Below are 12,781 nucleotides of genomic sequence, written 5' to 3'. Positions count from 1 at the left end.
ATACTGCTCAAAATAAGGAGAGATGCGGTGACTTTAAATGTCGGCTCAGATTTTAAACAGCGCTGGTTAACCGCGCCTCAGGCTGTGCGCCAGACATTTATGGATGATCTGCATCGAATTTGTGAGGTCTTGCAACCTGAAACGCAATTACACAACTGGATTGCAGAAGATCAGCGCGCTCAGCAACAATCACAGGAAAAAATTGAACAAGCCTATGCTGACCTGAAAGCACGTTTGATTGAAGAAGCACGGCAACGTCGCCAATTGGCACTCGAACTCAAATTAGAACAGCAACGTGCAGAACAAGCCGCTTATGCTGCACAGCTACAGCAAGATGAAGCGCAACGCTTTGCAGAACAAACTCAAGCACTTGAGTTGATGCGTCAAAGTCTGGATCAGGAAATTTCAAACTATACTGCACGTTATGAGCAAAATCCTGAATTACCTGCAGTGACTTTTAATCAAGCCGCAACTGCGGTAAGTGATGATCAAATTGTTTCTGAACTTGAAAGTGTACGTTTGCGTTTAGAGCTAGAAGCCGAAACTCAAATTGAGCAGGCGGTAACGATCTTTCGTGCGCGACTACATGCTGCAGCCCAAGAAGAAATTGACTATATCTTAAAAAATTCAAATTTTTCTAAAGAATAATTTTACTTTTTATCCCCAATTAGCCCAAAGTCTTAAACCCAATGTCATCAAAATGAAATAATTTTGTCACATGATAATCATCCAGAAAAAGTTGAATTCTCAACTTTTATCTCCTTTAAATGACTTTTGTAATCATGGGTTTCAAATGGATATCTTGACGAAAATTTCAGGCAAAATCGACCATCTTAATGCGGGCGAACAGTGGAGTATTCGTGCTCAGGATTTATGGATCAGTCGTGCAGATTTCCAATCATTAAGCATGTACTTGTCTAAAGAAGCGGAAAAGGGTGAGTTTTCAATTCAAAGTAACGATACTTTTAGCCCGCGCTTGGGTGGCACAGAATTAATTGTCACCAAACACTAAAACTGAACAATATCAAAAGTCCACACGGTGGGCTTTTTTTGTGGCCATCAATCCACTTTTTTAGTTATCGCGGTGGATTTAGAAGAAGAAAATAGAAAAATGAGGAATTTAAATCCAATCACCCAACCAAGACAAAATATTACCCAAGCCATAACCTATTGCCATTAAAGAAAAAATCCATACGGCAGCACCCACCACATTATAAAAACTAAAGGTCGCCAAAGGCATGTGCCCTGACCCTGCAGCAAATGGTGCAAATGAACGAACAAACGGTATAAAACGCGCCATTAAAATAGTTTTGCCACCATGTTTCATAAAATAATGGTTGGTTTTGACAATATATTCAGGTTTGAAATAACGTGAATGTTGATGAAAATACTTCACCCCTAGAATTCGTCCAGTGTAATAGTTGACGCTATATCCCAAGACCGCAGCGACAAAAAGTAAAATCCCCATATAGTGCAAATGCACCACATCGGTGGTGGAACACAAGGCACCAATTGCGATCAGCAAACTATCGCCTGGTAAAAAGAACATGAACACAGAACCTGTTTCTGCAAAAATAATCAGAAACAAAATGGCATAGATCCACAGACCATAATTATCGAGTAATAATGGCAGCCAGTGTTCCAAATTCATTAAAAAATCAATCATCTACATTAAACCAAAGGGGTGTTTATGATGAAAAAAACATCTTTATCTTTTTAATTATCCCTAAAAACAAAAAAACAGTCTAATTTTTCAATCAGACTGTTTAAATTTCATTCGGCTCTGTGCTTATTTTAAAAAGCCATTTTCAGCCAAGAATTCCATGCTAATTTTAGATTGCTGCGTAGTTTCTGCAGCTTTATCACCCAAGAGCAAACGCTCAATATAACGCGCCAAGACATCCACTTCTAAATTGACCTTGCTGCCAACTTTCCATGTGCCAATATTGGTACGCTCTGCCGTGTGTGGAATTAAATTCAGACTGATAACACTGCCGCGTAAATGGTTAATGGTCAGGCTGATGCCATCGACGGTCACCGAACCTTTTTCTGCCAAATATTTGGCAATTTCTGCAGGTGCAGTCACTTCATAGTAAATTGAACGTGCATCTTCACGTACCAGCGTAATTTCACCGACTGCATCAACATGGCCACTTACGATATGTCCACCAAAACGTGTGGTCGGCAACATGGCTTTTTCGACATTGACAGGCTGACCCACTTTCCATGTGCCTAAAGTGGTACGGTTCAAACTTTCACGGGACACATCTGCGGCATACCAATTGTCGCCCCACTCGATCACAGTCAGGCAAATACCATTGGTGGCAATTGAATCCCCCAAATGCACATCCGACATATCCAAATCGGTCTGAATACGCAAACGTACATCACCGCCCACACTTTGCAGGCTTTCTACTTTACCTAAACTTTCAATAATGCCTGTAAACATAATCTTTTCTCTCATTCACTGAGGATTTGTGGATTTACCACAACGCCAATTGGGTACTCACACCTGAGGTATCTACACCACCCAATTCTGCAAAATGGTAAAGTTGCCCTAACAACTGGCGAATAGGTGGGCCTGACTTGGCATGCGTATCGGTAATCACAATAAATTCCAGCACGCGCGCACGCTCGGACTGACGCTGTTTACTCACGCGATAACGCGGAACATCTTGCGTCAATAACGTCACTCGACCGCGTTTTAAATTGGCTTGCAACAAGTCTGTGGCACTAATATTACCATCGGTAGAATAACTGGTCAGAATAAAACGTGCATTAATGGTGTCCAATAAGGTTTCATACGCCTCTTTGGCGTACTTAGATGAGTTGTATGGACTTGGACGTTCTTTGCGCCATGCACGGTCAATACCACTTTTAAAGCCTTTGGTGTCTGGGGTTGGTAAATCGACCTGATCCCACAAGGTTAAGGCATTTAAGACATGATAGTTACTGCTATAAGCATGTTGATTATACGGTGGGTCTAAATAAGCCACATCCACCTCAAAACCACTCATTTGATTGGCAAGATGCTGTGCATCGACACACCACATTTCTGCAGCAGGTTTATTTGGTTCACCAATGTCACAAAAACGACTTGGCGTGAGCCACAATAATGATTCTATTCGTTCGAGTGCAGTTTGAGTTTTGCCACCCCAGCCGTGGTGGAAGCTTTTAAACACCCCACTGGTATTACTGACAAAACTGGCAGAGTACAACAACGGCGCCAACAATGCCGACATCTCAACATCATCAATGGCACCCTGCGCTTGCCACGTAGCAATTTGCTGACGAATCGCATCTATGCGCATACCGTTACGACGTTTAAAGAATAAACGGTCACGACTTGGGTCATAAATTTCGTCATTGCGCGGACACAAATTATGCGTCACCCAGCCTTTGACTTCAGGCAAACGGTTCAAATAATCAATGGCTTTTTGATAGCCGCCTAATTCTTTAAACGCAGGTGCTTCAGTGCAGGCCAAAATCGCATGGTTTAAGGCATGGCTGTACGGTTCCCAGTCATTGGCAATCACCCGATAACCATTTTGACGCGCCAAACGTGATACCACTCCTGAACCTGCAAAAAAATCGGCAAAAATTGGTGCACGACCATTTTTAGGATGTAGCGTTCCTGTCTGTTCAAGTGCTTCTAAAATCAGATGCAGTAAACGGCGTTTATTGCCCAAATAAGGCACTAACTGATGGAATAAGTATTCATCAGTGGTGCGTGCCGCATGACGGCGTTTGTGATAAACCGTTGACTCTGAACTCATAGTGTCTCTTGAGAAGGAATTAACCTAAGGCGCACGTCATCACCCAATTGAGTGACATCGCAAAGTTTAAATCGAAGTTGCTCTGCCATCTGTTCAAATTCTGCATTAAACATGGCACGAGCCGAGCGCCCTAACAATGTAGGTGCCACATAGCTGATCACTTCATCAACCCAACCTTCCTGTAAGAAAGCGGTCGATAAGGTTGCACCCGCTTCAACCAACACATCATAAATTTGATGTTGCTGTACCAATTGGGCAAGTAAGGTGGCTAAAGGTTGCGGTTCCAATTGTAACACGCCCAAAGCAGCCAACTCTGCACGATACGGTCCCATCACCATCACCGTTTCAGGCTGCTGCAAAATTTGTGCGCTCAAAGGCAAACGACCTTGGCGATCTAAAATAATCCGTTTGGGTTGTACTACGCTGTGGATGTCATCTACACCCTCTAAGTGGCGTACATTAAGCAGACAGTCATCGGCCAGTAACGTGTCGATCCCCGTTAATACTGCAGCAGAAATTGCCCGCCAATGCTGCACATCGGCACGTGCAGCCGTGCCTGTGATCCATTTGGATTCACCCGAAGCCATTGCCGTACGACCATCCAAACTAGAAGCAATTTTTAAACGCACATAAGGCATGCCTGTAGCCATGGCTTTTAAAAAGCCTGCATTTAACTGCGCTGCTTCAGCTTCTGCCACGCCCACGCTAACCTGAATACCTGCATCCTGTAAAATCTGAACGCCTTTACCTGCCACCAATGGATTCGGGTCTGGACAAGCCACAACCACTTTAGCCACGCCTGCATCGACCAAGGCTTTGGCACATGGTGGTGTGCGCCCATAGTGTGCACAAGGTTCCAAAGTCACATAAGCAGTTGCACCCTGCGCTTGTTCAGCGGCCTGACGCAAAGCAAAGACTTCGGCATGTGGCTGTCCTGCACGAGGATGGAAACCTTCGCCCAATAATTGGGCATCTTTAACAATAACGCAGCCCACGTTCGGATTTGGCTTAGTGCTGTATTGCCCCAAACGTGCCAGTTCAATGGCACGACGCATCCAAAAAAGATCATCGGGTTGCGCGTCAGTATTGAGTTCAATCATGGATGGTTGCTGTGGAATAGATGATGGCATTGCGCTTTATTGCTCACGCGACTGCATTTGTTCAATTTGGCGACGGAATGCTTCGACATCCTGAAAGTCTTGATACACCGAGGCAAAACGTACATAAGCAACATGATCCAATGCAAATAAAGCCTGCATAACAACCTCACCAATGGTACGTGATTTCACATCACGCTCTCCCAAACGGCGAATTTGTAATTGGATGTCGCTGAGTACCGTTTCAATTTGCTCTTGGGTCACGGGACGTTTTTGCAAAGCATGCATTAACGAACGACGTAACTTGGCTTCATCGAAAGGCTCACTTTTACCATCGGATTTAATCACCCGTGGCATAACCACTTCATAACTTTCAAAGGTGGTAAAGCGTTCACCACAGCCAATACACTCACGACGTCGGCGAATTTGGCAGCCTTCTGCCGCCAAACGTGAGTCAATCACTTTACTGTCTGCAGTGTTGCAAAATGGACAATGCATAGCGGTTTAATTGCACAAATTTGAATGAAAATGCAGTGTAGCAAAAATTCCAAACTTTGTAGAGTTTTACGCAACATATAGAAAAAAAACAGCCCCGAAGGGCTGTTTTACACAATATATTGATTATGTACTGTCTAGATTATTCTACACGTTCACCATGTTGGCTTAAGTCGAGTCCCATACGCTCATCTTCTGCAGCCACACGAATACCAATGGTTAGATCAATTACTTTTAAGATGATGAAAGTCAGTACAGCAGAGTAAGCAATGGTCGCTAACACACCTTCAACTTGCACCCAAAGTTGGCTCATCAAGTTGCTTGGTGCAGCATCGCCCATAATAAACTCGCTGGCAAAGAAGGCTGTTAAAATTGCACCAACAATACCACCTACACCATGTAGTCCAAAGGCATCTAGAGAGTCATCAGCTTTCAGGGCGCGTTTTAAGGCAGTAATACCCCAGAAACATACCACACCACCAATTAAACCCATCGCTAATGCACCACCAACAGTCACAAAACCTGCTGCTGGAGTAATCACCACCAAACCTGCTACAGCACCCGATGCAGCACCTAATACAGAACCTTTACCACGTACCAGTTTTTCTGCTACAAGCCATGCAATTGCTGCGGCTGCGGCTGCCACTTGAGTCACAACTAAGGCATAACCCGCTGCACCATTGGCACCTAAAGCAGAACCACCGTTGAAACCAAACCAGCCCACCCAGAGTAAACTTGCACCCAGTACAGTCAAAGTCAGGTTGTGCGGAGCCATAGATTCACGGCCCAAGCCCATACGTTTGCCCAACATGTATGCAGCAACTAAACCTGCAACACCCGAGTTAATATGAACAACAGTACCACCAGCAAAGTCGAGAGCACCATCATTGCCTAACCAACCACCACCCCATACCCAGTGGGTAATTGGTGCGTAGACCACGACCACCCAAATCGCGATAAAGGCAACAAAGGCACCAAACTTCATTCGTTCTGCAATTGAACCACTGATAATTGCCACAGTAATGATGGCAAAGGTCATTTGAAATATCACAAATAGAATTTCAGGAATACTGCCACTGAGCGCATCGGTACCAATGCCTGCCAGCATGACTTTGTCTAGACCACCAATAAAGGCATTACCTTCACCAAAAGCCAAACTATAGCCCACTGCGACCCAGGCAATACTGACCACGGCTGCTGCTACAAAGCTATAAGCCATAGTATTGAGTACGTTTTTCTTGCGTACCATACCGCCATAAAATAGTGCCAAACCAGGAATGGTCATGAGTAAAACTAAAGCAGTCGAAACTAAAATCCAAGCGGTATCGCCTGTATCTAATACAGCTTCAGGTTCAGCAGCTTCGGGCGTGCTGACTTCTGCTACAGCTGCAACTTCTGTTGCATTTGTTGTTTCGATAGGAGATGTTTCGGCAGTTTCAAGCACTGCAACATCTGAAGTTGGTGCGGTGGCTGTTACGGCTTCTTCAGCCCAAGCAACAGAACCACCGAGGAGTGCGCCTGATAGACTCAGCGCGAGTAGCATTTTTTTCATTTGTGTCCCCCGACCTTTGTTTTTGTGAGTTATTAGGTACTCAGCAAACTTCATGCCATCTTTTAAACAGCATCTGCACCCGTTTCACCTGTACGAATACGGATGACTTGTTCGAGGTTAGTCACAAAGATTTTGCCATCACCAATCTTGCCTGTACTAGCAACACGAGTGATTGACTCAATCACCGAATCGACCATTTCATCGCTAATTGCGATTTCGATTTTAACTTTAGGTAAGAAGTCAACGACGTACTCGGCGCCACGATAAAGTTCGGTATGACCTTTTTGGCGACCGAAGCCTTTGACTTCTGTTACGGTGATCCCTTGAACACCAATTTCAGATAATGCTTCACGCACATCATCTAATTTAAAGGGTTTTACAATTGCAGTTACGAGCTTCATGTGTGTTTTCCTTCGGCTTAATTCACCAGTAAGGTTTTATGTTCAAATTCCATGCCAAAGTTCTAAGGTCGGGGGAAATTAGAAACCGTGACATGAGTTTTCTTTATACCTTATTTTATACATTTATATGGTTTTGATCTTCAAAAAATAGACATATTTACTAGAAGATTTACGATTTTACTCATCGAATAAATCCATATTTCGTCTGAAATGCTATAGTCTATTCAAGACCAGTGCTACACTGCCTCCATTTTCTCCATCTTTGTGGAAACAACAATGATTGAAACTTTATTACAAGCCATTTTGGAACAAGTTGAACAACCTAAAAAAGATTTAGAACATAATTTACGTGCTTTGCTCAATGAAGCGGTCACCAAAATGGATTTGGTCTCGCAAGATGAGCTAGACCGCCAACGTACTGCGCTCAATAATGCCAACTTACGTTTAAATGAATTGTTAAAACAGGTTGAAGCACTGGAACAGAAAATTCAACTCAAAAAATAAGCACCAATTGAGTGCATAAAAACAAAAAACAAACATTATAAAAATAACGCACCAAAACGGATCATCATAAAAATGTCTTTTGCCAAAGTGTATACGCGGGGGCTGCTCGGCTTGCACGCCCCTGCAATTGAAGTCGAAGTCCATCTGAGTCAAGGTTTACCTTCTTTAACCATTGTCGGTCTAGCCGAAGCTGCCGTGCGTGAAAGTAAAGATCGGGTACGCTCTGCCATTATTAATAGTGGTTTTCAATTTCCGACCAAACGTCTGACCATTAATTTAGCACCTGCCGACTTGCCCAAAGATGGTTCGCGTTTGGACTTAGCCATTGCTTTAGGCATTTTAATTGCTTCGGGACAATTGCCCGAACAAAGCACTGAAGGTTTAGAGTTTATTGGAGAATTGGCTTTAGATGGTCAATTGCGCCCCACCACAGGCACACTCAGTATTGCGATTGCCTGCCAACAGGCACAGCATTGTTTGGTTTTACCTGAACAAAATGCACAAGAAGCTGCTCAATTGCCTGACTTTGAAGTCTTTGCCGCCACACATTTAAAACAAGTTTGCGAACATTTGGCACAAAGCCAGCCTTTAGATAAAGTCACCGCGACTGCCCAACCACAGTTATCACATTCCGCCTTTGATTTAGTCGATGTTAAAGGACAGTTGCGCCCACGACGTGCTTTGGAAATAGCAGCTGCTGGTGGACATTCATTGCTATTCAAAGGCCCACCCGGTACAGGTAAAACCTTACTGGCATCCCGACTTTCCAGTATTTTACCGCCATTGAATATGCAGGAAAATTTAGAGGTTGCCAGTATCTATTCAGTGGCCAATAGCCCGCATACGTTTGGACAGCGTCCTTTTCGCGCCCCACATCATACCGCTTCTGCTGTAGCCTTGGTCGGTGGAGGCTCATATCCCAAACCCGGTGAAATTACCTTGGCGCATTTAGGCGTTTTATTTTTAGATGAATTACCTGAATTTGATAAAAAAGTGTTAGAAGTGCTGCGCCAACCTTTAGAGTCCAAAGAAATTGTGATCTCCCGCGCTTCTCGGCAAATTACCTTTCCAGCCAACTTTCAACTAATTGCCGCCATGAATCCCTGTCCTTGTGGTTATGCTTTTAATCAGGATGTGCGCTGCCAATGTTCTGCAGAAAGTATTAAACGCTATCAAAACCGTATTTCAGGGCCGTTATTGGATCGTATCGACTTACACATTGATGTACCACCTCTGCAAGCACATGAATTACAGGACACCCGACCAGTGGAAAATTCTGAAACCGTGCGAAGCCGTGTCATTCAAGCATATACACGACAATTGCAACGCCAAGAGTGTTTAAACATGGCGCTCAGTCCCAAACAATTAGAGCAATTTGCACATTTAGATGATACTGCGCAAAATATTTTAGCCATTGCGCAGCAGCGTTTGAACTTATCGGCACGTGCGTATCATCGGGTGTTACGAGTGGCACGCACCATTGCAGATTTAGCCCAAAGTGAACAGATTCAAAGTCCACATTTGAGTGAAGCACTGTCTTATCGTGCCCATGAAGCCTGATTGAAAGTCTAAATAAGAATCTGATTAAAAATCTTAGAGATGAAAAATTGCCCATTGCCATGCCTGTACAATGGGCTAGTTGTTTTTATTGTTTTAAGTTTCACTCCTAACTGGAGCTTTTATTTATCGTCGTAGCCGTATCTTTAGAAGGCTTTAGTTAAAGTAAATACAGCTCCTGTTTCAACGCCACGCTTTGCCGCATGCGAAAAACCATCGGTATCAATATCAGTTCCTACAGCAGCCAATTCAGCAGATAAACCTTCAACTGAAGCAAAGTTATAGCTTACACCGACTTTCCAATCCACATAACTGTCTTTTCCACCGCCAAAATCAAAGTCATCTGCTTGGGTGTAACCTAATCCAGCAACCCCAGAAAAGCCGGTACTTCCAATGGGTGCGGTATAAGTGGCATTGAAATACCAAGCATCGGTGTCACCACCTAAGAAATCATTACTGTAGTTAATGGCTGTTAATAAGCTGGCATCTTTAAACAAAACATCACTAAAACCTAATTTTGCATAAGCTTCGAGCCAGTTTAAATCGCTCTCACTTGGGTAGGCGTAATACCAAAAACCCACATCCAAAATGGGTTTGCTGGCAAAATAATCTAGGCTTGTGGTATAGCCCATATAAGGGTCAAGCTCTAAATGTGCCGTACCACCAAAATCGACATTGGAACCCCACACGCCTGCATACACGCCAGAATCATGGCTGAGAGCAAAACCTGCTTGCACTGCGGGATCATTAAAGGTTTGAGTTAAACCACGATAGCGATAATCACTGGTTAAGGCTGCTGTCCCGCTAAACGACATGCCTGTCGCATTTTCTGCAGCAAAGCTGAGACTTGATGTGGCTGCGAACATCGCCAAAGAAAGTGTTTGAAGTACGAATTTCATTTTAGATTCCCCCTGCATCGGATGAGATGCATTTGTCTATTTTTTTTGACTCAATGAAGGAATTGCAAACTCTATGCCAACGATGAAATTCAGAACAGCAATTTTACGTTTAAAAGCAATAGATATAAATTTAAACTATTGTTATACATCAATTATTTTTAGTGTGTTTTTTGTTTTGATTGGAATGAATTTTGATTTGCATCAATACTCGTCTTATAACCACTGCACTTTAAACATGAATTTACACAGTGCTATGATTATTTTTTGCATCCTTGCATAGCAATAAAGCTAAATCACATACCTAAAAAAGTGCAGTCAAGAATCACAAGCCTATCCTGATCAAAAAATAGAAAGTCATGCCTATCCTCTGTTCATCCTTACGCCATCAACTATCAAAACTCAGTGAACAGACAGAAATCCTGTCCTAAACTGCACTAGATTTCTGCACCAAAATTTGACATCAATATACGACGCGACACTTCAATCTTCACATCAAAAATAATTCAATGACCAAAACGATAGATCAATTTTAATTTTCGCAAGCCAACGACCATATAAAAGTTATGTATAAAATATCTGCTTAAACAGTTCTGTTTTCATCGTAATGCCAAAACTAAACACCAATGTTTCACATGAAATCCGTAATAGCCAAAAGCTATTACTCAAAGCTTAAATAAAATGTAATTTTTATACTCTTAATTCAAATAAAGATTCATAAATTTATTTCCCCACTTATCTCTTGCCCAAAATTCGACTTCATAGATAACCATTTAACAGGAAAAACTTCACCCTATTTTAAAATTTATGCTGTGCCTTATGCGCTTTGATCACACACCAAGCTGTTGAAAAATTGAAAAAACTGTATTTTTAATGTACAAGTTGCAGATGCGCTGTATTTGGCTATGTTTCAGTGACTCAGTAAGTTTTAAATATGTTTATGTTTTTACTAAAAAATAAAATATTTATTCAACTTTTGAAAAGTCGATATTTTTAATGACCCCACAGTTTATCGAAAAAATGCTTAACTTTAGTGTCATAAGTGCTTTAAAAGTGATATTTTCGCGCATAAATAGCGATACAATTCGCCTACGTTTCAACTACACATTTACTGCATGAGGCCATCTCCCAATGCTGCAATCTAAAAAATTAACACTTGCGTTGCTGATCAACGCAGCGCTTGTTTCAACTGCATTTGCTAGCGAACAAAGTGAATCTAAAGGCTTTGTAGAAGACGCAAACGGTTCGGTTTTATTCCGTACAGGTTATTTAACTCGTGATAAAAAAGATGGACTAACAAACGACACAAGCTCTGCAGCTCAAACAGCAATTATCAATCTAGATTCTGGCTTTACTAAAGGTATTGTTGGTTTTGGTGCAGGTATCATTGGTGATGCTTCATTCAAACTAGGTGAAAACAAAAATACTGGCAACCAAATGATTCCAGTCCACAACGATGGTTCTGCTTATGACCACTGGGCACGTGGTGGTGCTTATGTAAAAGCACGCGTATCAAATACAACAGCTAAATATGGTACGCAAGTATCTGAAATACCAGTAATTGCAAGCAATACAGCACGCTTAACACCTGAATACTACACTGGTCTTTATATTGAAAGTAACGAAATTAAAGACTTGACGTTAATTGGTGGTAAATTTACTAAAAACCAATGGTCAAATGACATCAGCTCAGACCAACAAGGTTTGGATAGTGCTATTTTCTGGGGTGCAAAATACAAATTTAACGACCAAGTTAATGCCTCTTATTATGGGGTAGATGTTAAAGATAAATTAGAACGCCACTATGCCAATACAAATTACAACTTTGCTGTACCTAACGATGCAAATGTAACCTTAGATGCTGTGGCTTATAACACACAGTGGGAAGCTGGTGCAGCCACAGGTTCACATACTACAGATAACCTTGCAGACCGTGAAAACACTATTTGGGGAGTTTCGGCAACCTATAATAAAGATGCTCACAATGTAATGCTGGCTTATCAAGATAATGCTGGCAATACAGGTTACGACTATGCATACAATGCAGATGGTCTACAAAGTATTTATGTACCAAATTCATACTTATCTGATTTCAACGGCAATGATGAAAAATCAGTTGGCTTGCAATATAACTACAACTTTAAAAACCACGGTTTACCTGGCTTGAACTGGACAAGTGCATTTGTTTACGGTTGGGATATTGATGTTGCGGATCGCAACAATCGAACTGAAATTATTGATCAAGCTGAAGAACATGAATTTTTCAACCAAGTGAAATACACGGTTCAATCTGGTGCATTTAAAGATGCGAGCTTACGCTTACGCTACTCTTACTTGCGTTCAAGTAGTAGCTACAATAACCAAAAAGTGAATAACAGCGAAGGTATTGGCTCAACTAATGAATGGCGTATCTGGTTAGATATTCCTGTGAAATTATTCTAATTTCTCGGAATAGCCAACCCAATAAAAAACCTGCACATATTCTGTGCAGGTTTTTTATATT

13 protein-coding genes are annotated in these 12,781 nt (G+C 42.1%); 5 read left to right on the top strand and 8 right to left on the bottom strand.

Features of this window, described 5'->3' with window-relative positions:
• The first annotated feature begins 27 nt into the window (after window positions 1-27).
• Together FTT70_RS09505 and FTT70_RS09500 are read left to right on the top strand one after the other, a co-directional pair.
• Window positions 28-648, top strand: coding sequence for a hypothetical protein (locus FTT70_RS09505; protein ID WP_004975677.1), 621 nt, complete (start codon window positions 28-30; stop codon window positions 646-648).
• A gap of 145 nt (window positions 649-793) precedes the next feature.
• Window positions 794-1,012: a hypothetical protein gene (locus FTT70_RS09500; protein WP_096901968.1), complete on the top strand. Its 219-nt coding sequence runs from the start codon at window positions 794-796 to the stop codon at window positions 1,010-1,012.
• Between the two features lie 108 nt (window positions 1,013-1,120).
• Here FTT70_RS09500 and FTT70_RS09495 read toward each other — a convergent pair whose 3' ends face one another.
• The 7 genes from FTT70_RS09495 to glnK all read right to left on the bottom strand — a co-directional run bounded on the left by FTT70_RS09495 (window position 1,121) and on the right by glnK (window position 7,321).
• Window positions 1,121-1,666 (bottom strand): VTT domain-containing protein, encoded by a 546-nt coding sequence (locus FTT70_RS09495; RefSeq protein ID WP_004975673.1) that lies wholly within the window; start codon window positions 1,664-1,666, stop codon window positions 1,121-1,123.
• 123 nt (window positions 1,667-1,789) lie between these two features.
• Window positions 1,790-2,449, bottom strand: coding sequence for a riboflavin synthase (locus tag FTT70_RS09490; RefSeq protein WP_104852910.1), 660 nt, complete (start codon window positions 2,447-2,449; stop codon window positions 1,790-1,792).
• Window positions 2,450-2,483: 34 nt separating this feature from the next.
• On the bottom strand, window positions 2,484-3,776 hold the full coding sequence (locus tag FTT70_RS09485; protein WP_004975669.1) for a DNA adenine methylase: 1,293 nt from the start codon (window positions 3,774-3,776) through the stop codon (window positions 2,484-2,486).
• Window positions 3,773-4,876 (bottom strand): bifunctional diaminohydroxyphosphoribosylaminopyrimidine deaminase/5-amino-6-(5-phosphoribosylamino)uracil reductase RibD, encoded by a 1,104-nt coding sequence (gene ribD, locus FTT70_RS09480; RefSeq protein ID WP_154321290.1) that lies wholly within the window; start codon window positions 4,874-4,876, stop codon window positions 3,773-3,775. The genes FTT70_RS09485 and ribD overlap by 4 nt, the downstream gene beginning before the upstream one ends.
• 36 nt (window positions 4,877-4,912) lie before the next feature.
• Window positions 4,913-5,371 carry a transcriptional regulator NrdR gene (nrdR, locus tag FTT70_RS09475; RefSeq protein ID WP_096902237.1) on the bottom strand — a complete coding sequence of 153 codons (459 nt, stop codon included), beginning with the start codon at window positions 5,369-5,371 and terminating at the stop codon, window positions 4,913-4,915.
• Between the two features lie 139 nt (window positions 5,372-5,510).
• Entirely contained in the window at window positions 5,511-6,920 is a 1,410-nt protein-coding gene (locus FTT70_RS09470) for an ammonium transporter (RefSeq protein ID WP_167845702.1), read from the bottom strand.
• Window positions 6,921-6,982: 62 nt separating this feature from the next.
• Complete coding sequence (gene glnK / locus FTT70_RS09465) at window positions 6,983-7,321, bottom strand: P-II family nitrogen regulator (RefSeq protein WP_004650081.1); 339 nt, start codon at window positions 7,319-7,321, stop codon at window positions 6,983-6,985.
• 276 nt (window positions 7,322-7,597) lie between these two features.
• Here glnK and FTT70_RS09460 point away from each other — a divergent pair, with 276 nt between their 5' ends.
• Window positions 7,598-7,825: an accessory factor UbiK family protein gene (locus FTT70_RS09460; protein WP_096902239.1), complete on the top strand. Its 228-nt coding sequence runs from the start codon at window positions 7,598-7,600 to the stop codon at window positions 7,823-7,825.
• A 72-nt stretch (window positions 7,826-7,897) separates the two neighbouring features.
• Window positions 7,898-9,385, top strand: coding sequence for a YifB family Mg chelatase-like AAA ATPase (locus tag FTT70_RS09455; RefSeq protein WP_179993474.1), 1,488 nt, complete (start codon window positions 7,898-7,900; stop codon window positions 9,383-9,385).
• A 143-nt stretch (window positions 9,386-9,528) separates the two neighbouring features.
• Here FTT70_RS09455 and FTT70_RS09450 read toward each other — a convergent pair whose 3' ends face one another.
• Window positions 9,529-10,281 carry a TorF family putative porin gene (locus tag FTT70_RS09450; RefSeq protein ID WP_026438393.1) on the bottom strand — a complete coding sequence of 251 codons (753 nt, stop codon included), beginning with the start codon at window positions 10,279-10,281 and terminating at the stop codon, window positions 9,529-9,531.
• Window positions 10,282-11,409: 1,128 nt separating this feature from the next.
• Between FTT70_RS09450 and FTT70_RS09445 the strand changes: the two genes are divergently transcribed.
• Entirely contained in the window at window positions 11,410-12,720 is a 1,311-nt protein-coding gene (locus FTT70_RS09445) for an OprD family outer membrane porin (RefSeq protein ID WP_180168563.1), read from the top strand.
• The last annotated feature ends 61 nt before the right edge of the window (window positions 12,721-12,781 follow it).

The sequence above is a fragment of the Acinetobacter sp. YH01003 genome, assembly GCF_013420525.1.
GTDB lineage: Bacteria > Pseudomonadota > Gammaproteobacteria > Pseudomonadales > Moraxellaceae > Acinetobacter > Acinetobacter towneri.
Note: the sequence above shows the minus strand (reverse complement) of the source record. Positions and strands in the feature narration are given on the sequence as shown.

Excerpts from the sequence above, each read along its gene's own strand:
- FTT70_RS09500 (WP_096901968.1), top strand. The coding sequence starts at position 794 with ATGGATATCTTGACGAAAATTTCAGGCAAAATCGACCATCTTAATGCG.
- FTT70_RS09445 (WP_180168563.1), top strand. The coding sequence starts at position 11,410 with ATGCTGCAATCTAAAAAATTAACACTTGCGTTGCTGATCAACGCAGCG.
- FTT70_RS09470 (WP_167845702.1), bottom strand. The coding sequence starts at position 6,920 with ATGAAAAAAATGCTACTCGCGCTGAGTCTATCAGGCGCACTCCTCGGT.
- FTT70_RS09485 (WP_004975669.1), bottom strand. The coding sequence starts at position 3,776 with ATGAGTTCAGAGTCAACGGTTTATCACAAACGCCGTCATGCGGCACGC.
- ribD (WP_154321290.1), bottom strand. The coding sequence starts at position 4,876 with ATGATTGAACTCAATACTGACGCGCAACCCGATGATCTTTTTTGGATG.
- FTT70_RS09495 (WP_004975673.1), bottom strand. The coding sequence starts at position 1,666 with ATGATTGATTTTTTAATGAATTTGGAACACTGGCTGCCATTATTACTC.
- nrdR (WP_096902237.1), bottom strand. The coding sequence starts at position 5,371 with ATGCATTGTCCATTTTGCAACACTGCAGACAGTAAAGTGATTGACTCA.
- glnK (WP_004650081.1), bottom strand. The coding sequence starts at position 7,321 with ATGAAGCTCGTAACTGCAATTGTAAAACCCTTTAAATTAGATGATGTG.
- FTT70_RS09450 (WP_026438393.1), bottom strand. The coding sequence starts at position 10,281 with ATGAAATTCGTACTTCAAACACTTTCTTTGGCGATGTTCGCAGCCACA.
- FTT70_RS09490 (WP_104852910.1), bottom strand. The coding sequence starts at position 2,449 with ATGTTTACAGGCATTATTGAAAGTTTAGGTAAAGTAGAAAGCCTGCAA.
- FTT70_RS09455 (WP_179993474.1), top strand. The coding sequence starts at position 7,898 with ATGTCTTTTGCCAAAGTGTATACGCGGGGGCTGCTCGGCTTGCACGCC.
- FTT70_RS09460 (WP_096902239.1), top strand. The coding sequence starts at position 7,598 with ATGATTGAAACTTTATTACAAGCCATTTTGGAACAAGTTGAACAACCT.